The 22,345-nt window shown below is 51.8% G+C and carries 21 protein-coding genes; 12 read left to right on the top strand and 9 right to left on the bottom strand.

The features are described from left to right. Positions 1-16: 16 nt before the first annotated feature. From D4L85_RS31275 to D4L85_RS31260, 4 genes are all read right to left on the bottom strand, one after another. Positions 17-1,846 (bottom strand): NAD(+) synthase, encoded by a 1,830-nt coding sequence (locus D4L85_RS31275; protein ID WP_119758045.1) that lies wholly within the window; start codon positions 1,844-1,846, stop codon positions 17-19. A gap of 50 nt (positions 1,847-1,896) precedes the next feature. Continuing rightward, entirely contained in the window at positions 1,897-2,631 is a 735-nt protein-coding gene (gene rnc / locus D4L85_RS31270) for a ribonuclease III (protein ID WP_073132751.1), read from the bottom strand. An 831-nt stretch (positions 2,632-3,462) separates the two neighbouring features. Further along, positions 3,463-4,713, bottom strand: a complete 1,251-nt coding sequence (gene fabF, locus D4L85_RS31265; RefSeq protein ID WP_119758044.1) for a beta-ketoacyl-ACP synthase II — start codon at positions 4,711-4,713, stop codon at positions 3,463-3,465. A 37-nt stretch (positions 4,714-4,750) separates the two neighbouring features. After that, positions 4,751-4,990: an acyl carrier protein gene (locus D4L85_RS31260; RefSeq protein ID WP_025537672.1), complete on the bottom strand. Its 240-nt coding sequence runs from the start codon at positions 4,988-4,990 to the stop codon at positions 4,751-4,753. Positions 4,991-5,105: 115 nt separating this feature from the next. On the opposite strand from D4L85_RS31260, the gene D4L85_RS31255 reads away from it, so the two are divergent. From D4L85_RS31255 to D4L85_RS31245, 3 genes are all read left to right on the top strand, one after another. Continuing rightward, the gene (locus D4L85_RS31255; RefSeq protein WP_073132747.1) at positions 5,106-5,528 is read left to right on the top strand and encodes an IPExxxVDY family protein; all 423 of its coding nucleotides are present in this window, start codon (positions 5,106-5,108) and stop codon (positions 5,526-5,528) included. 58 nt (positions 5,529-5,586) lie between these two features. After that, positions 5,587-7,017, top strand: a complete 1,431-nt coding sequence (pyk, locus tag D4L85_RS31250) for a pyruvate kinase (RefSeq protein WP_119758043.1) — start codon at positions 5,587-5,589, stop codon at positions 7,015-7,017. 196 nt (positions 7,018-7,213) lie between these two features. Then, the gene (locus tag D4L85_RS31245) at positions 7,214-7,600 is read left to right on the top strand and encodes a hypothetical protein (RefSeq protein WP_119758042.1); all 387 of its coding nucleotides are present in this window, start codon (positions 7,214-7,216) and stop codon (positions 7,598-7,600) included. A gap of 6 nt (positions 7,601-7,606) precedes the next feature. Here the strand turns inward: D4L85_RS31245 and D4L85_RS31240 are convergent, their stop codons facing one another. The 3 genes from D4L85_RS31240 to D4L85_RS31230 are packed head-to-tail and all read right to left on the bottom strand — an operon-like array spanning position 7,607 to position 10,229. Beyond that, on the bottom strand, positions 7,607-9,157 hold the full coding sequence (locus D4L85_RS31240; RefSeq protein ID WP_119758041.1) for an NFACT RNA binding domain-containing protein: 1,551 nt from the start codon (positions 9,155-9,157) through the stop codon (positions 7,607-7,609). Positions 9,158-9,198: 41 nt separating this feature from the next. Then, on the bottom strand, positions 9,199-9,963 hold the full coding sequence (locus tag D4L85_RS31235; protein ID WP_119758040.1) for an MBL fold metallo-hydrolase: 765 nt from the start codon (positions 9,961-9,963) through the stop codon (positions 9,199-9,201). Further along, on the bottom strand, positions 9,960-10,229 hold the full coding sequence (locus tag D4L85_RS31230) for a hypothetical protein (RefSeq protein ID WP_119758039.1): 270 nt from the start codon (positions 10,227-10,229) through the stop codon (positions 9,960-9,962). Before D4L85_RS31230 ends, D4L85_RS31235 begins: the two co-directional genes overlap by 4 nt. Positions 10,230-10,333: 104 nt before the next feature. Between D4L85_RS31230 and miaA the strand changes: the two genes are divergently transcribed. The 7 genes from miaA to D4L85_RS31195 all read left to right on the top strand — a co-directional run bounded on the left by miaA (position 10,334) and on the right by D4L85_RS31195 (position 17,713). Beyond that, complete coding sequence (gene miaA / locus D4L85_RS31225) at positions 10,334-11,236, top strand: tRNA (adenosine(37)-N6)-dimethylallyltransferase MiaA (protein WP_119758038.1); 903 nt, start codon at positions 10,334-10,336, stop codon at positions 11,234-11,236. 30 nt (positions 11,237-11,266) lie between these two features. After that, positions 11,267-12,565: a glycosyltransferase gene (locus tag D4L85_RS31220; RefSeq protein WP_119758037.1), complete on the top strand. Its 1,299-nt coding sequence runs from the start codon at positions 11,267-11,269 to the stop codon at positions 12,563-12,565. Positions 12,566-12,629: 64 nt separating this feature from the next. After that, a complete protein-coding gene (locus D4L85_RS31215; protein ID WP_160144117.1) occupies positions 12,630-14,072 on the top strand; it encodes a lipopolysaccharide biosynthesis protein in 1,443 nt (480 codons plus the stop codon). Positions 14,073-14,121: 49 nt separating this feature from the next. Next, entirely contained in the window at positions 14,122-15,204 is a 1,083-nt protein-coding gene (locus D4L85_RS31210; RefSeq protein ID WP_119758035.1) for a DegT/DnrJ/EryC1/StrS family aminotransferase, read from the top strand. A gap of 6 nt (positions 15,205-15,210) precedes the next feature. Beyond that, the gene (locus tag D4L85_RS31205; RefSeq protein ID WP_119758034.1) at positions 15,211-15,876 is read left to right on the top strand and encodes an acetyltransferase; all 666 of its coding nucleotides are present in this window, start codon (positions 15,211-15,213) and stop codon (positions 15,874-15,876) included. After that, positions 15,873-16,961: a TDP-N-acetylfucosamine:lipid II N-acetylfucosaminyltransferase family protein gene (locus tag D4L85_RS31200; protein WP_119758033.1), complete on the top strand. Its 1,089-nt coding sequence runs from the start codon at positions 15,873-15,875 to the stop codon at positions 16,959-16,961. The genes D4L85_RS31205 and D4L85_RS31200 overlap by 4 nt, the downstream gene beginning before the upstream one ends. 113 nt (positions 16,962-17,074) lie before the next feature. Beyond that, positions 17,075-17,713, top strand: coding sequence for a PIG-L deacetylase family protein (locus D4L85_RS31195; protein ID WP_119758032.1), 639 nt, complete (start codon positions 17,075-17,077; stop codon positions 17,711-17,713). Positions 17,714-18,056: 343 nt separating this feature from the next. Here the strand turns inward: D4L85_RS31195 and D4L85_RS31190 are convergent, their stop codons facing one another. Together D4L85_RS31190 and ruvC are read right to left on the bottom strand one after the other, a co-directional pair. Further along, positions 18,057-19,205 carry a glycosyltransferase family protein gene (locus tag D4L85_RS31190; RefSeq protein WP_119758031.1) on the bottom strand — a complete coding sequence of 383 codons (1,149 nt, stop codon included), beginning with the start codon at positions 19,203-19,205 and terminating at the stop codon, positions 18,057-18,059. A 66-nt stretch (positions 19,206-19,271) separates the two neighbouring features. Then, positions 19,272-19,817: a crossover junction endodeoxyribonuclease RuvC gene (gene ruvC, locus D4L85_RS31185; protein WP_119758030.1), complete on the bottom strand. Its 546-nt coding sequence runs from the start codon at positions 19,815-19,817 to the stop codon at positions 19,272-19,274. A 52-nt stretch (positions 19,818-19,869) separates the two neighbouring features. Here ruvC and D4L85_RS31180 point away from each other — a divergent pair, with 52 nt between their 5' ends. Further along, entirely contained in the window at positions 19,870-21,003 is a 1,134-nt protein-coding gene (locus tag D4L85_RS31180; protein WP_119758029.1) for a glycosyltransferase, read from the top strand. 53 nt (positions 21,004-21,056) lie between these two features. Further along, positions 21,057-22,286 carry a GAF domain-containing SpoIIE family protein phosphatase gene (locus tag D4L85_RS31175; RefSeq protein WP_119758028.1) on the top strand — a complete coding sequence of 410 codons (1,230 nt, stop codon included), beginning with the start codon at positions 21,057-21,059 and terminating at the stop codon, positions 22,284-22,286. Positions 22,287-22,345: the final 59 nt, after the last annotated feature.

Raw genomic sequence — 22,345 nt, 5'->3', positions numbered from 1 at the left:
TTTTTGACGGTTTAGCCTATGGCAACAGGGCTAATTCGGCCGCAAAACCCGATGAAAGAATGGGGAAACGGCACCATGACCGGGGGTCCACATTGATGTCGTCCAGGTGGAAGGAGGGGGCCAGGCGCTCCCGTTTCCATTGGTTGGCCGACCAGAGCGTGAAGAACTTCCGGATATGGCGTTTCAAAACCTCGGCCTCGTGGGTGGTTTTCATGGCTTCGAATACTTGCAAGGGTGACTTGCGATCCTGGATGGCGTGCCGCTCGATCTCGGCCAGCACGGGGTAGGGCATCAAATCCGATTCGTCGGTTTGCTGGCGTTCGAGCGGGCGCAGCTCGGCCGTGGGTTGGAGGTTGTTCACGGCGTTGAGGCCATCGTGATGCAGGGCTTGTTCGGCCCAGCGCAGCCATTGGAGGATGAATACTTTGCTGAGACCGGCAATGGGAGCGAGGCTTCCGCTGGTGTCGCCGTCCATGGTGGCATAGCCCACGTCGCCTTCGCTGCGGTTGCTGGTGGTGAGCAACACGGCACGCTTCACGTTGGCCAGCATCCAGATGATGGGCGACCGCGTGCGGGCCTGGATGTTTTGCAAGGTGATGTCGTCGGTTTCCCACTTCAGCTCGCGGCCGATGGCATGGGTTATTTTTTTGGTATAGGAATTTACTTCGTCGTCGATGTCCCACCGGTGAAAGGCTGCTCCTACGGAGCGTGCCAATTGTTCGGCGGCCACGTAGGTTTCGGTGGAGGAGTTCCGGGTTCCCTGGTAGGCGCACGTGAGGAGTTGTCCTACGGCGGCTTGCCATTGGTCTGTCTGGGGCTTGAGCCGTAAGGCTTCGCGTGTCTTTTCCCATCCCAACTCGGCCACGGCCCGCTTCACCATTTCGGCTACCATCACGGCGCAAATGCTGGAGTCGGCGCCACCGCTCAGCGAGAGCACATAGCCGTTGGCTTTGCTCTTGCGCAGATAGTCGAACAGGGCCAGGGAGAGCGCTTGGGCAAGTTCCTCGTTTTTGTCTTTGATGTCGGAGGAGATGAGGATCTCCGTTTTTTCGGGCTCGCTGAAATTGATTTCAGTAGCCATCAGGTTATAGGGTTTGAAAGAAAGCCGTTTGTTCACGCCCACCAGCTTGCCGTGTTGGCCGATGATGATGTCGCCATCGTAGATCATGCGGCCGGCTTCGTTGCCCAGCAGGTTGGCGAACACATAAACACAATGGAACTTGGATGAACCTTCGGTGACCACTTCACCTTCGCGCAGCAGGCTTTTGCCCATGGCATAGTGACTGGCGCTGGGGTTGAAGATGAGGTCGACGCCCCGGTCGTAGAGCCGGTAGCCCGGGCGGTTGTGTTTTCGCCACGCATCTTCGCAGATCTCGAAGCCGAGACGGATGCCGTCGATAGTATACATGAGGTCGCCCACGGTGATCTTCTCGCCATGATAATCCACATCGCGGGTCTCGTTCTTGGGCCAGTTGTTAAACCACCGGGGTTCGTAATGCACGCCGTCGCGGGCCAGGTTTTGCTTGAGGGTGATGCCTTTGATGGTCTTATTGCTGATGACACAGGCGCCATTGTAGGTGATGCCACCCAGGCGGACAGGCAATCCAACGCTCACGGTAATGTTGTCGCAATGTTCGCGGATCCGCAGCAACTCCTGCCACGCTCTTTCCGATAGCCAGTCGCTCAGGAACAGGTCTTCGCACCCATAGCCCGTGATGCACAACTCGGGCAGGCAAAGGATCTTCACCTGTTGGCGGATGCCTTCGTGGATGGCGTCGATGATGTTTGCAGAATTGTGGTCCCAGTCGAATGGGACCTGGTTGACGGTAGCTCCTCCTATTTTCAAGCGCTTACGATTTCAGTGAAAAACAATACAGGATATGCGCAGATAACGCCTCAGCTATTCAATAAATTCAGCATTTCACAGGTTTTGAAGGCCGCATCTTGTTCTGCTTTTTTCTTGCTGTTGCCATAGCCGGTGCCTTTGGCTTCGCTGTTGACCAGCACCTGGGCCGTGAATTCTTTATGATTGCGTCCTTTTTTCACGTTCAAAATCTCGAAACGCACATCCTTACCCTCACGCTGTGCCCACTCGATGATCTTGCTCTTGAAATTGGAATCGGAATTGACCAGGTCGTCTACGTTATAGTTGGGATTGATGAGCTTGTCGATGACAAATTTCTTCGTGCGCAAGTAGCCCTTATCCAGGTAGATGGCGCCCACGATCGCCTCGAGGGTATTGCCCAGGATGACTTGCTGCAGGTGAGCGTTCTTTTGATCATACTGCACGATGTTGGCTACGCCGATCTTCCGGGCCAGCAGGTTGAGGGCCTCGCGGTTGACAATGCGCGAGCGTATTTCCGTAAGAAACCCTTCCGGTTTGAAGGGAAATTTCTTGAAGAGGAAATCGGCGACCGCGGCACCCAGAATGGCATCCCCCAGGTATTCCAGGCGTTCGTTTGACTCCTTATAGCCCGTGCCGTTCTCTTTCGCGATGGAACTGTGCACCGTGGCCAGGCGGTATAGCTCAAGATTGGATGGTGTGAACCCGGCTATGTTCTCAATAGCCGCCACCAGCTTTTTGTCAGTTGTTGATTTTCCTTTCGGAATTTTAAGGATTTTCCAAACCAAGCGTTTCTATCAATTGATTTACAGGCTGCTAATTTAGCAAATATCGGCGTTTGGTGGGGAGTCTTTTTTTGGAGGTTGGGGACTGACGGTTGGTTTGGGATGGAGTGAGGGGGAATTCAGGAGCCAGAATCCAGGAGCCAGGATCTTTTTCTCGGCATTCAGTAGCCAGTAGTCAGTAGCCAGTCTTTATTCTCGGACTTCAGTGACCAGTATGCTTATTCTCGGCATTCAGTAGTCAGCAAGGAGCTAGTAGCTAATATTTAGTCGGCAGGACTGGGTTGTGTGGGAGTTTAGAATTCCGAAATCAAAATTCGGGTGTGCGACTTGGTTCAGCATTTGAAAATAGGGAGTGAATTGGTGAATTAAGTGTCAGTGTGAAAAACATGACTTGAGAAGTATGGATAAAGGCGTACGAGGCAATTCAGTCGTTGACATCACAGTAATAAAATATTTCCTGAACAAACGAACAAACAAAGACGCTTCCACAGCTTACTTGATACTTTCTGGTTCCTGGATTCGGATCGAAGTTTGACAAGAAATTCTGACCCTGAAGTCCGAGTGCAAAGACTCTGGCTCTTGAATTCCAAAACATCTCTCTCCAATCCTGGAATAAAGGATTCTGACTCCTGAAGTCCGAGAATAAAGACTGTGGCTACTGGAAGTCCGAGAATAAAGACTGTGGCTACTGGAAGTCCGAGAATAAAGACCTGGTTACTGAAGTCCGAGAAATAAAAGACTCTGGCTACTGAAGTCCGAGAATAAGACTGGCTACTGGCTACTGAATACCGAGAGCAAGATTCTGGCTCCTGGATTCTGGCTCCTGAAGAGTCTCTAGTCTACCTTTTTAAGAATTACCGAAAAATTGTGTCCGCCAAATCCGAACGTGTTGCTAAGCGCTATCTTCACCTCGCGTTTTTGTGCCTTGTTGAAGGTGAGGTTCAGCTTGCTGTCCAGATCATCGTCGTCGGTGAAGTGGTTGATGGTAGGGGGGATCACGGATTGGTTGATGGCCAGCAGACAGGCGATGCTTTCGATGGCACCGGCTGCACCCAACAAGTGTCCGGTCATGGACTTGGTGGAGCTGATGTTCATTTTGTAGGCATGATCGCCGAATACTTTCTGGATGGCGCGGATTTCGCCAATGTCGCCCAGGGGTGTGGACGTACCGTGGGTGTTCACGTAATCGATCTGGTCGGGTGTTATGCCGGAGTCTTCCATGGCATATTGCATCACTTTGGTGATGCCGGCGCCTTCGGGATGGGGCGCGGTGATGTGATAGGCATCGGCCGACATGCCGCCGCCGAGGATTTCGCCATAGATCTTGGCGCCACGGCGCTTAGCGTGTTCGTATTCTTCCAGGATGAGGGCACCGGCGCCTTCGCCCAGCACGAAGCCGTCGCGTTCCTTATCATAAGGACGGGAGGCCGTTTGGGGAGAGTCGTTGCGTTCCGAAAGGGCGCGCATGGCGTTGAAACCGCCTACGCCCGCCTCGCACACGGCTGCTTCTGAGCCACCCGAGACAATAATATCAGCTTTGCCCAAACGCAGGTAGGTAAAGGCATCGTAGATCGCATTGGTAGAGGAGGCACAAGCCGAGACAGTGACGAAGTTGGGGCCGCGGAAGCCGTATTTAATGGAAATGTGACCTGCACTGAGGTCGGGAATCATTTTGGGAATAAAGAAGGGGTTGAAACGAGGTGTACCGTCGCCTTTGGCGTAGGTCTTCATTTCTTCCTGAAAGGTTAATAACCCCCCGATACCCGAGCCCCAAATGACGCCTACGCGGTCGAGGTCTATACCGGCTATCGGGAGGTTGGAATCCTTTATGGCCTCATCCACCGCCACCATGGCATATTGCGAGAAGGGGTCCATTTTGCGGGCCTCTTTTCGATCCATGAAGTTGCCGATATCGAAGTTCTTTATTTCGCAGGCGAACTTGGTTTTGAAGTGTGTGGCATCGAAACGTGTAATAGGAGCGCATCCACTCTTACCGGCTTTTAGTCCTTCCCAGTATTCTTGTAAGGTATTTCCGATGGGAGTGAGTGCACCTAGTCCTGTAACGACTACTCGTTTCAATGTCATGTTTAGCGGGGTGTGTTTGTACAGAGGCAGTTACCAATTATTTCTTCACGTTTTGCTCCAGGTAAGAAATCGCCTGGCCAACCGTTGAAATATTTTCAGCCTGATCGTCTGGAATAGAGATATTAAATTCCTTTTCGAACTCCATGATAAGTTCTACGGTGTCAAGAGAGTCTGCGCCAAGATCGTTGGTAAAGCTCGCTTCGGGAGTAACTTCAGATTCTTCAACACCAAGTTTCTCGATGATGATCTGTTTTACTTTTTGTGCAATTTCAGACATGTTTTTACGGTTTAGTGATTTAAAAATCTGTGCAAATAAAGAGATTTGCGGCAATATTGTCAAACTTTTTTGATCTTGCCTCTTTGGTGTCAAAACCCACTTCCTGGCCCTGGAAATGAAGAAAAGCAAATTACTGATCGACTATGAATTTGACTTCGAACTGCTCGGACTGAGTGCTTCGGCCAAGGGGTATAAGCTGGCCTGGGAGTTGAATCAAGTGCTTGGCATTCAACTGGTGAAACAGCCCGATTTAGTGGTTGGATTCAAAAATAACGAGGAAAAGAGCTTTTCTTACTATGCCTACGAAACCCAGCTCAATCGATTGAAAATGTTCAAAAACCGGCCTTCGGAGGGCGATCCCGGAAAGTATTTCCTAATCCCTGAATTTCCTCATTACGATTTTATAATTTTGGCTGCCATGGAAGAACAGTACGCTCATCAGCACTTGATTCAATTGATCAAACCGATCGCGTCCATCCAGTTAGTTGCCTCCATCCCATTAGAAGGTCTCAAATCCAAATCGAATTTCATCTTCTGATCGTCATGCGCGCTGCTTCCTATCGACACCATTCACCTATGAAATACCTTTAAACCTTATGCTAGAAAAAGAATCGTTCAACAAAACGAAAATTGTTGCCACTGTCGGCCCTGCCTCTAACTCCAAGGAAATGCTCCGTGCACTGATCAAAGAAGGCGTGGACGTTTTTCGTCTGAACTTCTCCCACGGAACTCACGAAGACCACCTCAAAGTCATCAAAAACGTGCGCGAGCTCAATGCCGAGCTGGGCACACAGATCAGTCTGCTCCAGGACCTCCAGGGCCCTAAGATCCGCGTCAACGAAATGGAACCTGGCATCGTCATCGAAGGCGGCCAAACCCTGATCATCACCACGCGCGAGCTGCTGGGCAACCGGGAGATCGTCAGCACCTCTTATAAGACCCTCAACAAAGACGTGAAGATCGGCGATATGATCCTCATCGACGACGGCAAGATCGAATTGAAAGTAAAGGAAGTCCGCGGCGAAGACGTAGTCACGGAAGTGGTGTACGGCGGCCCGCTCAAATCCCGCAAGGGGATCAACCTCCCCTTTACTAAGGTGTCGGCCCCGTCGCTGACCGAAAAAGACCTGAAAGACCTCATGTTTGGCCTGACCAACGATGTGGACTGGATCGCCCTTTCGTTTGTGCGGAAGGCTGAGGATATTCATTCCATGCGGGAAATCATGAAGAAGCATGGATCCGAAGCCCGTATCGTGGCCAAGATCGAAAAGCCCGAAGCCCTCAGCAACATCGATGAGATCATCGAAGCCACTGATGGTGTGATGGTTGCCCGCGGTGACCTCGGCGTAGAGATCTGGATGGAAGAGGTGCCGATGGTACAAAAGATGCTGGTGGAGAAATGTAACAAAGCCGGCAAACCCGTGATCGTAGCCACCCAGATGATGGAAAGCATGATCGAAAACCCTCGCCCCACCCGCGCAGAAACCAACGACGTGGCCAACGCCGTCATGGATGGCGCAGACGCCCTGATGCTTTCGGCCGAAACCGCCTCGGGAAAATATCCCCTGGAAGTGATCCGCAGCATGGTGCGCACCATTGCCTCCGTAGAAAAGAATGCAGCGATCTACTACCGCTTCCGCGAAGTAGACAAGAAGTCACCCAACTATATCCACGACAACTTTGTGCTGGCGGCCTGTAAGCTGGCAAAGGACGTGGGCGCCAAGGCCATCGTGGGCATGACGCAATCGGGGTATACCGCGTATCAGTCGTCGGCCTATCGCCCCAATGCCAACATCTTTGTGTTCACGCCCAACAAGGCGTTGTTGAACAAGATCAACCTGGTGTGGGGTGCGCAAGCCTACTACTATGACAAGACCAACTCTACCGACGAGACCATCGCCGACGTGGAGGCTACCCTCAAGGCAGCGGGTCATGTGAAGTCGGGCGATATCTTTATCGTGCTGGCCAGCATGCCGATCCAGGAGAAGGCACGGACGAATACGTTGAAGATCAATACCGTGAAGTAACAAATCGTACATAGAATCTACCTAGAATGCCGTAATGTGAACGCACTACGGCATTCTTTTTTTGATCCTATAACGGATTCATCGATATGAATAAATTCTTGTTGATTGTTATCTGTGTCCTCTTATTGCTGACGTTGGCCGATAGTTGCTGGTATTTAATAATGCCTTTATTGCGTCAAGCGATGAATTTGCAGGGATGTTGGCAGGCTTGATGTTAGGGAGCAACGGTACGTTCATTTATTGGAAATATCACAAACTGGCCCTTGCTGCCGGCGTATTGCTCATGGTTGGCGTGTTTATGAAGATAATGCATTGGCAAGGCGCCGATGAAATGTTATTCGTCTCGCTGCCCCTCATCCCGGCGATCTATTCCGCTCACTTTTTTTCCAAACGCAACAAAGCAATATTAGATATACTGAAATGGTGCATGATCTTGTTCCCCTTTATACTGGCGCCCATGACTTTATTTCATTGGGTAGATTTGCCAGTGTTGGTAACGAAGGCGCCGGTTTATTTTTATTGGTTTACGTTTGTATTTTTTATTGTTACGCGTCTGAAGGACAAGACGCTATTTCTTGATTGAGCTTGGTTACTTCCTGGGCTCCACCATGATCACTTCCTCTCGATCCACGACCACAGCCCCCGCGGGATCGCCTTTTCTCTTTCTTACAAATTTCCGGGGCACCACCACCACGGGACACAACGTATCGGTCTTTCTCTTGGAGTGATACGCCGCTAACTGCGCCGCGCGCTCAATGACATCTTTTGGGAAATTTTTCCCCGCTTGATGTTTGATGAGCACATGCGAGCCGGCCACATCTTTGGCATGAAGCCAGAGATCTTCTTTGTAGCCATATTTCAGCGTGAGCTCATCGTTGGCTTGGGCATTGCGCCCCACCCAGATGCGATAGCCGTGATATTCGGTTTCGTGATAGGGCAGGGGTTTCGGTTGTTTTTCTTTTTCCTTGCTCCATCCTAAACCCTCGGCAAAGGGGCGCAGGCTTTTTATGGTAGTGAGCGCTTCGGCTTCGAGCAGTTGCTGCTTCAGGCCTTCACGTTCTTGTCGTTTTTGTTCGAGGATCTCATGCAGCCGTTGCATTTCCAACTGTTGCTTTTTCGACTTCTTGTAAAATACCTCGGCGTTTTTTTGAGGCGAGAGGTCTTTCTTTAACTTGATCTCTGTAGGATGATTCTCCTGGTAAAAGTTGGGAAGCGTGACACGCTCCGTGCCGGGTTTGATGGCGTGAAGGTGGGCCATGATGAGGTCGGCCCAGGTTTTATAATTATTGTCGCCTTGCAGCTCTTCGAGTTTCTCGCGTGTCTTGGCGTAGTAGTTTTCGGTGGCCTGCAATTTTGCTTTCAACGTAGAAAGCAGGGATGATTTTTCGCGTCCGAGGGTGTCTTGCTGTGAGTAGGTGAGGAAGAAGTCGTTGATGGCGGCAATGGGGTCGCCAAAGGTCTTGGTGATCTTTCCGGTGGCCAGGAGGGAGAACACGATCTTTCCGTCGGCTTCGGTGACGTAGTAAGAAGGATCGTTCAAGTCCTGCAACAGGTTTTGGATGGCGGTCCATCTTTCGTCAAGCGTCTTCGCGTTAAATCCCTGTTCGTTCAGGTAGCGCCATACCCATTTCCCGAAAGTAAAATAGACCGTGGGCAGATCGTGCTGATGTTGGGCGAAGTTCTCGTACGACCAATCGATCGAACGATGAAGCTGCTCAAGTTTCAGCGTTTCATCTTCCAGGATGTTATTCTTAAAAAGCTCGTCGATGGTATCGTCTTTAAACAAGATGATGTTCGACCGGTTGCCATGCAGTTTGAACAACAAGGTAATGTTGTTGCCAAACGCTATGGCAAAGCTCCGTTCATTTTCAAAAACAAAAATGCGTGCCACGCGCTGACCGATGAGGTTGCCAAACAGATCGGCGCTGTTCTTCCGCGCGCGGTGGAAGGTCTCCGGAAAGGAAAGACAAGAAAAGGACGACAACAGGCTGGCTTTAACAAAGTAGGGATCGCCTTTTGTTTCGAACCGGATGATGAGTTCGTCTTTATTCTGACTGTAACACTCCGAAACGACCGTCCCCGTCAGCGTCTTTTGCAGGGGAACAATGAGTTGCCGGAGAAAAAAATGATTGTTATGCACCCCGAAAGGTAGTGTTTAGTTTTCGCGCTTTTGCATCCGGTCTATCGCAATTCGACCTGCAACCCGTCATAGGCCAACCAAACATTCTCCGGTAATTTCTTTTCCACCGCGCCATGGAGGCCAAGCTTGTGGCTGATGTGGGTGAGATAGGCTTTGGCCGGTTTGATGCGGTCGATCATGGCCAGCGCTTCGCTCAGGTTGAAATGGGAGATGTGCGATTCGATCTGGAGCGCATTCAGCACCAATACTTCGGTGCCCTTCAGGCGGTCCAACGTTTCCTCCGGAATAATATTGGCGTCGGTGATGTAGCTGAAGTTCCCAAAGCGGAAGCCGAGCACGGGCAGACGCAAGTGAAGCACGGGGAGGGGTGTTACGGGAACACCGTTCAGTGCGAACGGCTTCTCATCGATTTGGTTGAGTGTTATGCGCGGGAGGCCGGGATAGGCGTCTTTCGCAAAGGCGTAGGCGAACTCCATTTTTAGCTGGTCCAACACTTCCTGCCGGCCATACACCGGCATGTCGCTGTTTTGCATGAAGTTGTAGGCCCGCACGTCGTCCAGCCCGGCAGTGTGATCGCGGTGGGCGTGGGTGAAAAGTACGGCGTCGAGACGCGCGACGTTTTCGCGGAGCATTTGTTGACGGAAATCGGGGCCGGTGTCTACGACAAAGCTTTGGCCGGAGATCTCAACGTGAATGGAGGTGCGGAGGCGTTTGTTCCTGAAATCCAGCGACTGGCATACTTCGCAGCGGCAGCCAATGACGGGCACTCCCTGCGATGTACCGGTGCCGAGGAACGTTATTTTCAAGCGGCTTCAGTGTGATTCAGTTCTTCGTAAAGCTTCTGGCTTTTTTCGGTGAAACGCGTGCCGTCCAGAGTCACGTGTTTCATGATTTCGAGGAGGGCGTTGATCTTGCCTTCCGTGGTGTAGAACTTATTGATGATGATGATCTTCTGCTCCTTCAATACGCAGTAACCCGACTTGAACGTACCCTTTTCGTACCGCAGGGTATAGTCCGATTCTGCGATCATGTCCTCGAATTTGAGTAAAAATTGGTTGGTGTACTTGATCATGCTGTGCTATTTCTGGCGGAAAGATAGGAAGAAACGGGGGAAAGTCCGAACGTTTTAGGCCCCCGGATTTCTTTGGATGCACGGTTCCACCGTACCTTGCAGGCTTGGAGCACGTTAAGAAACTGATCGTGGTTGTGGGCCCTACCGCCGTAGGCAAAACGGCCGTGGCCATCGACCTCGCCAAACATTTTCGGACCGAGATCGTTTCGGCCGATTCGCGCCAGATCTTCAGGGAGTTAAACATCGGCACGGCCAAACCCTCAGGGGCAGAGTTGGCGCAGGTGCCCCATCATTTCATCAACACCCATTCCATCCAGGAAGCCTACGATGCCGCGCAATACGGACACGATGCGCTGGAGGTGATCCACCGGTTATTTAAACGGAATAACGAAGTCATCCTCTGCGGTGGGTCGGGGCTGTATGTGAAAGCCGTATGCGAAGGATTTGACGATATCCCGGAGGTGCCCGCACAAATCCGGGAAGAACTTTCGGCAACCTATGAACGTGGCGGCATTGAAGCCCTCCAGGCACTGATGATGGAACACGACCCACAACTCTATGCTACTATCGACCAAAAAAATCCCCACCGCCTCATGCGTGCGCTGGAGGTAAAATTGGGTACGGGCCTGTCCATTGCATCGTTCCGGAAAAAAAATACGTTACAGCATCCGTTCACCATCGTGAAAATAGGCCTGACCTTGCCCCGGGAAATATTGTACGAGCGCATCGACCGGCGCATGGACCTCATGATCGAGGCGGGATTGTTCGCGGAAGCGGAAGCCTTGTATCCGCTGCGGGCGATCAATGCCTTGCAAACGGTGGGCTACCAGGAGATCTTCGATTTTATGGAAGGCCAGTACGATCGCGAGGAGGCCGTTCGCTTGTTGAAACGAAACTCGCGGCGCTATGCCAAACGGCAGCTCACCTGGTTCACGCGCGACCCGCAGGTGCAATGGTTTGGCCCGGCCGAGGTTGAAAAAATAATAGAAGTCGTCAAGAATGCGTAAATCGTATACCCGAACCCCGTCGCCAACCGCATGAGCGAAAAGAAAGTATTGATCATCACGTATTACTGGCCGCCCAGCGGTGGAAGCGGCGTGCAGCGGTGGCTGAAGTTCGTCAAGTACCTTCCTGGTTTAGGATGGACGCCCTACGTGTTCACACCCGAAAATCCTTCGTTCGACATCCGCGACGAATCGCTGGCCGTAAATATTCCAAAGCAAGCCGAGGTCATCCGGTTTCCCATTTGGGAACCCTACGATGCTTTCTTCAAGCTTTCGTCGTTGCTGGGAAAAAAGAAATCGGCAAAGCCAACGGACCTCGTGTCGGGCAAGAAGATGTCTACCTTTCAGAAAGTGAGCACCTGGATCCGCGGCAACCTGCTTATCCCAGACCCGCGCGTGTTTTGGGTGAGGCCGTCGGTCAAGTTCCTGGACGGTTTTCTTCGCGAAAAACAAATCACCACCATCGTCACCACGGGACCGCCACACAGCATGCACCTCATCGGCTATCGCCTGAAGAAAAAAAATCCTGCACTGCGGTGGATCGTCGACTTTCGCGATCCGTGGAGCGAATGGGGTTTGCTGGAAAGTTTGAAGGTGGGCCCGCGCGCCCTAAACCAACACCGGAAATGGGAGGCGCGCGTGTTGAAGCTCGCCGACATCGTGACGACCATCACGCCGTTTTATGTACGAAGATTCGAAGCGCTCTCTGGGCGCCCGGTGAAATTACTGACCAACGGCTATGACCAAGACGACTTTGCATCGCTGACGATCCGCCGGCCGGATAAATTTGTGATCCGCCACGCGGGTATCGTCAACGAAAAATGCGACCCGCGGCCGTTCATGCGGGCGGTGGAGGCGATGGCGAAGAAGGACCCGCAATTTCGCGCGCAAGTGGTAGTTGATTTTGTGGGCGAGGTACATCCTCAGTTCAGGGCCTTTGTGATGGCCTCTGAAATACTTTCCTCCATCACCCTGTTCACACCGAGTGTTCCCCACAAAGTGTTGATCGGCAAGTATGGCGACGCGGCCTTGTTGCTGCTCGTGCTCACCGGCTACAAAGACGCAGAAGGCTACATGCCCGGCAAGCTGTTTGAATACCTGGCCACCGGTCTTCCGATCATTGCCACGGGCCCCGAAGACGGTGACGCCGCGCACCTGCTCAACGCGACCGGCGCCGGCGACATGATCGACGGCGAGAAAGGTGACGTCATTCAGGCGAGCGTTGCCTTTCACTATGCGCAATGGAAAGATGCCACGGCGTCCCTCAAGAAACATTCCGGCACGGACTACTCCCGTCGCGAGATCACAAAGAAACTGACGGAATTGCTATGAGGCTGGCTATACATTTTATGAAATTCTGTAAATCGCTTTCTTGTCATCCTGAAGTATAGAAAAATTGATCAGCAAAGGTTTCATCAAGAGCTCCCTTATCTACACGCTGGCCGGCACACTGCCGTTGGCGAGTGGATTTATTTTGTTGCCTTTTTATATTCTCCACCTGTCGACCGACTTGTACGGAGCCTTGTCGGTGTACCTGGTGTTTTCATTGCTGGTGCAGATCCTGGTTACGTTCAGCTTTGATACCTCCGTCTACATCCATTTCCATGAACTGAAGGGCGACCCGGAAAAGTTGTCGCGGTTTATCAGCTCGGCTTTTGTTTTTATGTTGTTGGCAGGCCTGGGGGTGGGATTGATCTTGACGGTTTCGGGTGATTTCGTTTTCCGGATGGTGTTGTCTAATAAAAATGTTTCCTTCTATCCCTTTGGGTTGGTTTCGGTTGGGGCGGGCATCTTTCAGGCGATCTTCAAGGTGCACAGCAGTTTGTTGCAAAGCCGCGAGAAGCCGGAGCTTTTTTTCTGGTCGAATGTGTTTTCATTTTCGCTGATCGCATCGCTTACCATTGTGGGATTGATACTTTATCCGGGCACACTTATCGGACCCGTTACCGGCCGGTTTATAGCGTCGCTCATCCCAGGCCTGTGGGCGCTTTTCAGGATCTTCAGGGAATTTGGATTTCACTATGACTTTGCCTGGCTGCGGTCTTCGTTCAGTTTTAATGCCTATACCTTCCTGTATCAGCTTCAGCAGTGGGTCATCAACCAGTTCGATCGCATCCTCATGCTTTTCTTTTTGCTCCTGGGCGATGTGGGTGTTTATGATTTTGCCATAAAATGCCTGATCCCCATCGAGCTTTTGATGAACAGCCTGCACAACTCTTTTTATCCGAAGGTGGTGAGCACGCTCATCGCCCAGGAGGAGAAAGGGTCGGTGCCGGAAGTGAACCGCTACTATCACGGCCTCACGGCGGTGGTCATGCTGATGGTGTGCGGAAGCATCCTGGCACTTCCCTGGGGCATCGAGCTATTCGTGCGCAAACCGTCGTATCAGCAAGCCATCGACTACATACCTTACCTGGCCCTCATTTACCTGTTCAGGACGATGCGGCTCTTCTTTTCTGTGCCCTATGGTATCTTGAAATATTCGAAGCCTTTGCCGGTGATCTATTTCATCATCTCTTCCGTGAAGATCCTCGGCATGATCGTCTTGATCCGCTACCTCCAGGTCTATGGTGTCATTGTGGCCTCGTTGCTCAGCGTGATGGTGGAGGTGATCCTGTTGCGGATGAATATGAAACGGTTTGTCTTTCGGTTCAATTTCTTTAAGATCGTGATGGCGCCCCTGATCATGTTTGTGACGATCGTTTTGCTGGAGCCGACCGTGGCAAAATTCTATCCCACGGGCATGCACGTGCTTTATGTGTTGAGTTGTGGGGGACTGCTCTGGTGGGCTTACCGGAAAGAATTAAAGCTCATAAATCCCCTCCAGGCAAAGCGATAAGGACAGAAATTTGTAACATTGCCTGGGAATAGCCTATTTTCAAACGTAAATGATCCCCGTCACGAAACCCTTTTTGCCACCGATCCAAGAATACGAGCAGTATCTGCAAGATATCTGGAAACGCAACTGGCTTACCAACAACGGACCGCTTGTCAACGAGCTGGAACTCCGGCTGAAAGATTTCCTGGGGCTCAAGCACCTGCTGTTTGTCACCAACGGCACCATTGCCATTCAGCTCGCCATCAAAGCGCTGAACCTGAAAGGGGAGATCATCACTACACCTTTTTCGTATGTGGCGACCACCAGCAGCATCGTTTGGGAAGGCTGCACCCCGGTGTTTGTCGACATCGACCCGGCGACCTGCAACATCGACCCGGCGAAGATCGAAGCCGCCATCACGCCGCGCACATCCGCCATCCTCGCGACGCACGTATACGGAAATCCTTGTGAAGTAGAAGTGATCGACGAGATCGCCAAAAGAAGAAACCTCAAAGTGATCTACGATGGCGCACATGCCTTTGGTGTGAAATACAAAGGACGATCCGTGTTTGAATACGGCGACGTCAGTACTTGCAGTTTTCATGCCACCAAACTCTATCACACCATCGAAGGTGGTGCTGTGGTGACGCGTGACCCCGAGCTTTTGAAACGGATGGCCTACTTGCGCAACTTCGGTCATGATGGCCCCGAACGTTTTGCCGACCTTGGCATCAATGGAAAAAATTCAGAGTTCCATGCTGCCATGGGATTGGTCAATCTGAAGTATGTAGACCAGATCATCGAAACACGTCGCAAGCTTTCGGAGCACTACAATAAATTTTTGGGAACCTTCCAGGGTACACGCCCGGTGGTGCCCGACCACGTCACGTATAACTATGCGTATTACCCGGTGATCTTCAACACGGAAGAACTCTTGTTGCGCGTCGTGGACACGCTTCAGCAAAACTGGGTAACGCCACGCCGCTATTTTTTCCCGTCGCTGGAAGATCTTCCTTACGTGGAGAAAAAGGCGCCTTGTGAAGTAACGCATTCGGTGGCAAAACGCGTGCTCTGTCTGCCGTTGTACGACACGCTGTCGCCGGAAGAGATCGATATGATTTTCAGGATCATTTTACGGGTTCAAAACAATTGATATAGCATGGTCGTTGCCGGTGCCAAAGGTTTTGCAAAGGAAGTGCTGGAGATCCTGGCCCAATGCAACGACCTGGAGAACCTCTACTTTTTCGATGACCTGTCGAGCCATGTTCCTGAAAAATTAGTGAACCGCTTCCCCGTGTTGCGCACGATGGATGAAGTAAAAAAAGTCTTTCAACAAACCGGCGATCTGCGATTCACTCTGGGATTAGGCAATCCCGTGTTTCGTTACCGGTTGTGTCAAAAATTTCTGGACGCAGGAGGGAAGCTAACCTCCACCGTGAGCCCCAACACCGACATCGGGCGCTTTGAAAATAGGATGGGTGATGGATGCAACATTCTTTCGGGAACGGTCATCACCAGTCATGTCACCATTGGCGCCGGGTGTTTGATCAATCCGGGTTGCACTCTGTCGCACGACAGTGTGGTGGGTGATTTTGTCGAATTGTCGCCGGGCGTTCGGATAACGGGTGGTTGCATGATTGGCAGCTACTCGGTGTTGGGAACGAATGCCGTGATCCTGCCTAAGGTTCGCGTCGGCCAGAATGTGGTGGTTGGTGCCGGCGCGGTGATCACGAAAGACGTGCCCGACAATTGCGTGATCGCCGGCGTTCCCGGAGTGATCCGGAGAACCCTGTCACCACTCGACCTGGCAAACCTCTTCGCATGAATCTTCACATCGTTCCCGACAGCAGTTTTATAAATGCTTTCTACGATAACCTCAGGGAGATCGGCGCGCTGGAAAATAACCGCATTGTGGTGCGCACCAATGCAAAACGCCTCCAGGTGATCCGTTATGAGTTGCCCTTCGCCAAACTGAACTCTGCTTCCTTTGCGGAAATCGTCGGCGATACTTCCCAGTACGACCAGGTATTCATCCATTACTTTACACCGCTCCTGTATCGCTGGGTAGCCAAAAACAAATTCAAATCCTTGCATTGGATGGTGTGGGGAGGCGATCTGTATAACCTGAGAGAACTGGAAAAACTTTGTTATGGACCCGAGACGCTGAAACGCTATGTCAACCCAGACTGGTCGTTAACAAAATTTCTTTACGAACTAAAGGTCCGGCTAACCCAAACGCCCTATCGCCGTCAGGCCCTCTCGAAAATAAAGAACGTGCTCACCTGGATGGAAGAAGAGTATCGTTTTGCAAAGGACCATCTACCGCTCTCGGCAGATTTCCGTTTCTTCTTTTATGAGAACAACCAGGCCTATCATAAAATCGATGAACTGGTCACCGGCAAAAATGAAGATCATGAAACGCCGGTGTACATCCTTGGCAATTCCGGCTCACCGGCCAACAATCACCTGGAGGTTGTAAATTATCTCGATGAAAAAGAAGTGAAGGCACACCTGCTGATCCCCGTTTCCTATGGCGACGCGCGCTACATAAAATTTCTAAGAAAGAATCTCCACTATCGTCACGGCACCCTGGAATTTGTTGACCGTTATATGAAGTTCGAGGAATACCTGTTGCTGCTTTCCAAAACCGATGGACTCATCATGAACACCATTCGCCCCCAGGGGTATGGAAACATTTTGATGATGATGTATATGAACAAGCCTGTGTTCTTCAATGATAAAAACATTTCGCTTCCCGATCTGACCCGGTTAAATATTCAGTGGCATGCTTTGACTGAGGTGTCGTCCGGAAAGGTGATACGGGATAGCGGTTCGAACAAGTCGCGTATTGCGAGCGTCTTTGCCCATGAGCGGATTCTGGTCCTTTATAAGGAGTTATTTGGTGAATAAGGCGAAAGCCATATCCCAGAGTGGATCGGTTAGTGGTTGATCACAAATTGAATATAGCCAAAGACAAGGTCCCCTGATTTTTAATCCTTAAATTTCCCCCTCAAACTATCCGCATGGACATCACCAAATTCAGGACCGTACTCGTCCTGGCACCTCACACCGACGACGGCGAACTGGGAGCCGGCGGCACCATCGCCAAACTGATCGAAGCCGGAGCCGACGTCTACTACGCTGCCTTCTCCACCGCCGAACAATCCGTACCCGAAGGATTCCCCAAAGACATCCTGAAAACCGAAGTAAAGAACGCCACGTTCCGCCTGGGCATCAAACCCGAAAACCTCATCATCTACAACTACGAGGTGCGCAAGCTCAACTACGTGCGCCAGGAAATCCTCGAAGGCCTGATCCAACTCCGGAAACGCATCAACCCCGACCTCGTCTTGCTGCCGTCGTTAAACGACATCCATCAAGACCATAGCACGGTAGCACAAGAAGGTCTGCGCGCCTTCAAACAACGCACCATCCTAGGCTACGAACTGATCTGGAACAATCTCACCTTCAGCACCAGTTGCTTCGTGCAATTGAAAGAAGAACACATCCGCCGTAAGTGCGACGCACTGAAAGCCTACGAGTCACAACAACACCGTGATTACATCTCGGAACAATTTGTTTTTTCCTTAGCCAAAGCCCGTGGCGTGCAGATTGGCAGCGAATATGCGGAGGCGTTTGAGGTGATACGGCTGATATTTTAACCCGCAGTTGGGAAGGAGCGGTGATGGGGGTGGTGCCTTATTCATGCGGATCACACACCGAGTAGAGTTGTTGGTGGGACACCAACAACGGTGGTGGATATATTGGTATGCGGCTTTGTATGATTATGGGACTGACTATAAAAATAGCAACTGACCGATAAGGATCGGCGAGGGACCAACCAGCCGATACTAGAGGGGAGCACACCGAGGGGAACAATTCAATGATACCACTCCCAACCCACGTCGCAATTACCCAGTTGTTGGCGTCCCGCCAACAACTTCGATTCAGCATCCACCACCACACAATCAAATGACACAACCACAACAATGGCAGGCATTGCAACTAACCCAACTTCTTCAAAGCCTCCAGCAACACAACCTGATTATGTTCCGCACTCAACTCCTCCGCAGCTTTCTGCGTGTTCATCTTAAAACGTGTAACATCCTCCTTCGTCAAAGCCTTCAACGCCTTCGTCATACCCTCCGCAGTAAAATCCTCCGAAACCACCCCAATATCATAACGCTTCACAATCTGGGCGATCTCTCTTAACGGACCTCCTATGATGCCCAGGCGCGCCTGGATGCCATCGAAAAGCTTGTTTGGCAACCCGTTCTCATAATTAAAATTTACGGGGGGAATAAGGATCACGCCCATGTCATAGTTCGCATGCAGCGTCGGCACGATCTCGCTGCCCTTCAGTGCGGGGAGCACCTTGACGTTGCCCATGGCGGCGGCGCGGGCTTTGAAGGTTTCGAAGTATTCTTGGGTTTGGGGTGAGGCGTGGCCGGGCAGCAAGTAGATGAGATCGAGTGTGAAGCGATCGCCCAGCCCTTCCATCATGTCCAGCATGAGGTCGGGACGGCGCGAGATGTTGAAGATGCCGTGGTGGACGAGCTTGATGGGATAGTGGTCGACGGGCTTTGGCGTATGCTGCACATACGGTGAGGCGTTGGTGATGATGAGGGGCTTTACGCCGAAATGCTTTTCATACTCGGTGGCCAATCCCACACCGACGGTGGACATGCCCGCCGTCAACGGAATGTATTTCCGGCAAAGCGCGGTGTTGAAACGCTGAAAGAAAATTCGCCAATACAGGCGGTCCTCAAAATGACGGGGAGCATATTCGTGCGCGTCAAAAAAGACTTTGCTATGGTTTCCTGCGATGTCGAATGCCATGGGGAGGGCTTCGATGTCGTTGGCGATGATGATGTCGAATTTGCGTTCGCGGAGTGGGGCGACGTAGGTTTTGTAGTCGTGCAGCAGCGCGTATGCAATGCGGTTGATGCCCAGGAGGAGGAAGATGGAGGTGATCGCTTTCCGGAAAAAAGTGAGGTTGGTTTTTTTGAGGATATAGAGCTCGCGTGCCGGGTCGGGATAGGCATCGAAACAGGCGGCAGTGACACGATAGTTGTCTTTCAGAAAATTGATCTGCCGGGTGACGCGGGCGTCGTTCTTCAGATCGTTGAAACAAAGAACCAAAAGGGACTTCATGGAGAGAAATTTCGTAAAGATAGAATGCCGGGGAGTTTGGCAACGGCCCGCGGCGGTGTATTAATTTTATTTTGCCCGGCCCGGATTTTCCTTGACAAACGCTTCCCAGGTTTTGGCTTTTGCTTTGGTTTCTCCTTTTTGAAAATGATGACACAAGGCCACCGCCAGCGCGTCGGTGGCGTCCAAGAGTTTAGGGAGCTCCTTGATGGCAAACTGGGCCATGAGCATCCGCGCCACTTGCTCTTTCGAGGCGTTGCCATTGCCGGTCACGGACTGCTTGACCTTCTTGGGGGCATACTCCACGATGGGGATCTCGCGCGACAGGGAAGCAGCGATGGCCACCCCTTGCGCGCGACCAAGCTTGAGCATGGACTGCACGTTCTTGCCAAAGAAAGGAGCTTCCAGCGCCACCTCGTCGGGACTAAACTCGTCGATGAGGCTGATGACGCGCTCGAAGATCTTCTTGAGCCGCAGCTCGTGGCCGGCATATTTGCTGAGGTGGATCACCCCAAACTGGAGCAGGTCTACTTTGGGCTTGCGCACCAGGATGAGCCCGTAGCCCATCACGTTTGTGCCCGGATCGAGACCGAGGATGATCTTTTCTTTTGCCATATTTACCACGGCCCAAGATAGGGAGCGTTTGTAAATTTCTGAAATTGCACGCATGACCACCGTCACCATTCTTTTTTTTGCGCTTTATTTCATCCTGGTGATCGTGTTGTTCGTCGGGTGGAAGAAAGCCGTGGCACAAAAGCCGGGCGTCCCGTCAGGGTTGCGGGCGACCGTGGTGGTGCCGGCACGCAATGAAGCACAGAACATCGCCCGGTTGCTGGACGATTTGAAGCAGCAGACCCACCCGCTGTATGAAGTCATCGTGGTCGACGATCATTCCGAGGATGACACGGCCGACATCGTCCGGCGTCATCTCCAGGAGCATCCAAACATACGCCTGATCAGTAACGCAGGCACCGGTAAAAAGGCAGCCTTAACACGGGGTGTTCAGTTGGCGCAGGGAGCGGTGATCATCACCACGGATGCCGACTGTCGCGTGCCGGCGGAGTGGATCGCGACGCTGTTGTCCTGCTTTGAGAAGGAGGGGGTGCAAATGGTTTTTGGAGGGGTGGCGATACCGGGCAAGGATTATTTTTCCGCGCTCCAATCCCTGGAGTTTGCCAGCCTCATCGGCTCGGGCGCGGGCACGATGGCGTTGGGTGTTCCCACCATGTGCAACGGGGCCAACCTGGCGTTCCGGAAAGATGCCTTTGAGGCGGTGGGCGGCTATGAAGGCAATTTGCACATCCCCTCGGGCGACGATGAATTCCTGCTGCGAAAGATAGCCCAACATTTTCCCGGAGGAGTTGCTTTTTCCGGCGACGAACGTACGCTGGTAACCACAGCGTCCAGCCCAACCCTGCGCGCATTCATCCACCAACGGATTCGCTGGGCAGGAAAGTGGCGGCATCACCAATCGTTTGTTAGCAAGGCATTGGCACTTTTTATTGCGGCCTTCCAGGCGTTGGTCTTTTTGTTGCCGCTGATAGTAGTCATGCAGCGTATCGATGCGGGTGTCGCCCTGGGGTTGTGGGTGGGCAAGGCCGTGTTGGAATACTTTTTTTTGAGAAGCATATCCGATATTCTCCGGCTATCCTGGAATTGGCCCGCTTTTCTTTCGTTACAAGTCTTGTATCCACTTTATATTTTGTCAATCGGTGTCTTTTCGAACTTTCATACGTTTGAGTGGAAGGGGAGAAAACTAAAGTCGCTCACGATCAGTCATAACGATGTAAAACATTTTTAGGAGCGGCAAAAACGTTGTGTTCAATTCGCTTTTCAGATTAACTTTACCGTAACATGACAGAACAAACCCTCAAAGCTAAATTTGAAATCAAAGAACTCGAGCTCAATGCGCTGCTCGAGATCACGCAGGCTATTAACAGTAATCTATCGGAAGAATCCCTCTACAAGATCTATAATTTCACGCTCCGCTCGAATCTCAACATCCAGAAGCTCGCCCTCTTTGTGTTGGACGATGAATGGAGCTGCAAAGTAAGCTTCGGCACCAAGAAACATTTTCACAAGGCCAACCTGTTGCCGGCCTTCAAGACCATACAAGACATTACGCATCTGCGCGAATTCGAGCAGTGCGACTTCACCGTGTTCGACATCATCATCCCCGTCACCCACAAGAGCACCACGCTCGCCTTGGTGTTTGTCGGCGGCCTGGAGATGGACGATCAGAGCTATGAGAACGAAGACGGCATCAAGTTCATCCAGGCGCTCAGCAACATCATCATCGTTGCGATCGAAAACAAAAAGCTGGTGCGCAAGCAACTGGAACAGGAATCGTTCCGCAAGGAGCTCGAGATCGCCAGCGACGTGCAGCAGTTTCTCTTTCCCGACAAATTGCCCAACACCGACCGGCTGAAAGTGGAAGCCAGCTACCTTCCCCACGACATGGTGGGCGGTGACTACTACGATTATATTCCCATCAACAAAAATCAATTCCTCATCTGCGTGGCCGACGTCAGCGGCAAAGGCATACCCGCCGCGTTGATGATGTCGAACTTTCAGGCGTCGTTGCGCACGCTGTTACGACAGACACCCAACCTGACCGATATCATCGAAGCGTTGAACTTCCAGGTGTTGGAAAATACAAAGGGGGAGAAGTTCATCACCTTCTTCGCGGCTATCTACGACATCCGGTTGAAGACGATGGTCTATGTGAATGCCGGTCACAATCCGCCGATCCTGATCGACAAAAAGAATGGCTTGCGCTTGCTGGAAGACGGCTCGACCGTGCTCGGCGCCATGCACCCCCTGCCGTTCCTCAACGAAGGCTTCGTGACCGACCTCGACGACTTCCTCCTGTTCTGCTACACCGACGGCCTCACCGAAACGCGAAGCGAACAAGGTGTTGAATTCGGCGTGGACGCGTTGCTGGATTATTTCAAACAGGACCTGACCTACACCAAAGAGTTAAAGACCATCCACCAGGACATCATCGTCGCCCTCGACAACTTCAAAGGCAAGAACGGATACAACGACGACATCACCATCCTTTCGTGCCGGGTAGGAGGATAGTTTTTTTGTTGCACGGTAGGCATACTACCGGTCATGGTCGGTCATTTTATATCGGGATT

This window comes from Chryseolinea soli, from assembly GCF_003589925.1.
GTDB classification, from domain to species: domain Bacteria; phylum Bacteroidota; class Bacteroidia; order Cytophagales; family Cyclobacteriaceae; genus Chryseolinea; species Chryseolinea soli.
Note: the sequence above shows the minus strand (reverse complement) of the source record. Positions and strands in the feature narration are given on the sequence as shown.

What these genes read in the sequence shown, in the direction of transcription:
- pyk (WP_119758043.1), top strand. Translation starts at nt 5,587, where the DNA reads ATGCTAGAAAAAGAATCGTTCAACAAAACGAAAATTGTTGCCACTGTC.
- D4L85_RS31205 (WP_119758034.1), top strand. Translation starts at nt 15,211, where the DNA reads ATGGTCGTTGCCGGTGCCAAAGGTTTTGCAAAGGAAGTGCTGGAGATC.
- D4L85_RS31220 (WP_119758037.1), top strand. Translation starts at nt 11,267, where the DNA reads ATGAGCGAAAAGAAAGTATTGATCATCACGTATTACTGGCCGCCCAGC.
- fabF (WP_119758044.1), bottom strand. Translation starts at nt 4,713, where the DNA reads ATGACATTGAAACGAGTAGTCGTTACAGGACTAGGTGCACTCACTCCC.
- D4L85_RS31195 (WP_119758032.1), top strand. Translation starts at nt 17,075, where the DNA reads ATGGACATCACCAAATTCAGGACCGTACTCGTCCTGGCACCTCACACC.
- D4L85_RS31260 (WP_025537672.1), bottom strand. Translation starts at nt 4,990, where the DNA reads ATGTCTGAAATTGCACAAAAAGTAAAACAGATCATCATCGAGAAACTT.
- D4L85_RS31255 (WP_073132747.1), top strand. Translation starts at nt 5,106, where the DNA reads ATGAAGAAAAGCAAATTACTGATCGACTATGAATTTGACTTCGAACTG.
- ruvC (WP_119758030.1), bottom strand. Translation starts at nt 19,817, where the DNA reads ATGGCAAAAGAAAAGATCATCCTCGGTCTCGATCCGGGCACAAACGTG.
- D4L85_RS31200 (WP_119758033.1), top strand. Translation starts at nt 15,873, where the DNA reads ATGAATCTTCACATCGTTCCCGACAGCAGTTTTATAAATGCTTTCTAC.
- D4L85_RS31175 (WP_119758028.1), top strand. Translation starts at nt 21,057, where the DNA reads ATGACAGAACAAACCCTCAAAGCTAAATTTGAAATCAAAGAACTCGAG.
- D4L85_RS31210 (WP_119758035.1), top strand. Translation starts at nt 14,122, where the DNA reads ATGATCCCCGTCACGAAACCCTTTTTGCCACCGATCCAAGAATACGAG.
- D4L85_RS31190 (WP_119758031.1), bottom strand. Translation starts at nt 19,205, where the DNA reads ATGAAGTCCCTTTTGGTTCTTTGTTTCAACGATCTGAAGAACGACGCC.
- D4L85_RS31245 (WP_119758042.1), top strand. Translation starts at nt 7,214, where the DNA reads ATGTTGGCAGGCTTGATGTTAGGGAGCAACGGTACGTTCATTTATTGG.
- D4L85_RS31230 (WP_119758039.1), bottom strand. Translation starts at nt 10,229, where the DNA reads ATGATCAAGTACACCAACCAATTTTTACTCAAATTCGAGGACATGATC.
- D4L85_RS31180 (WP_119758029.1), top strand. Translation starts at nt 19,870, where the DNA reads ATGACCACCGTCACCATTCTTTTTTTTGCGCTTTATTTCATCCTGGTG.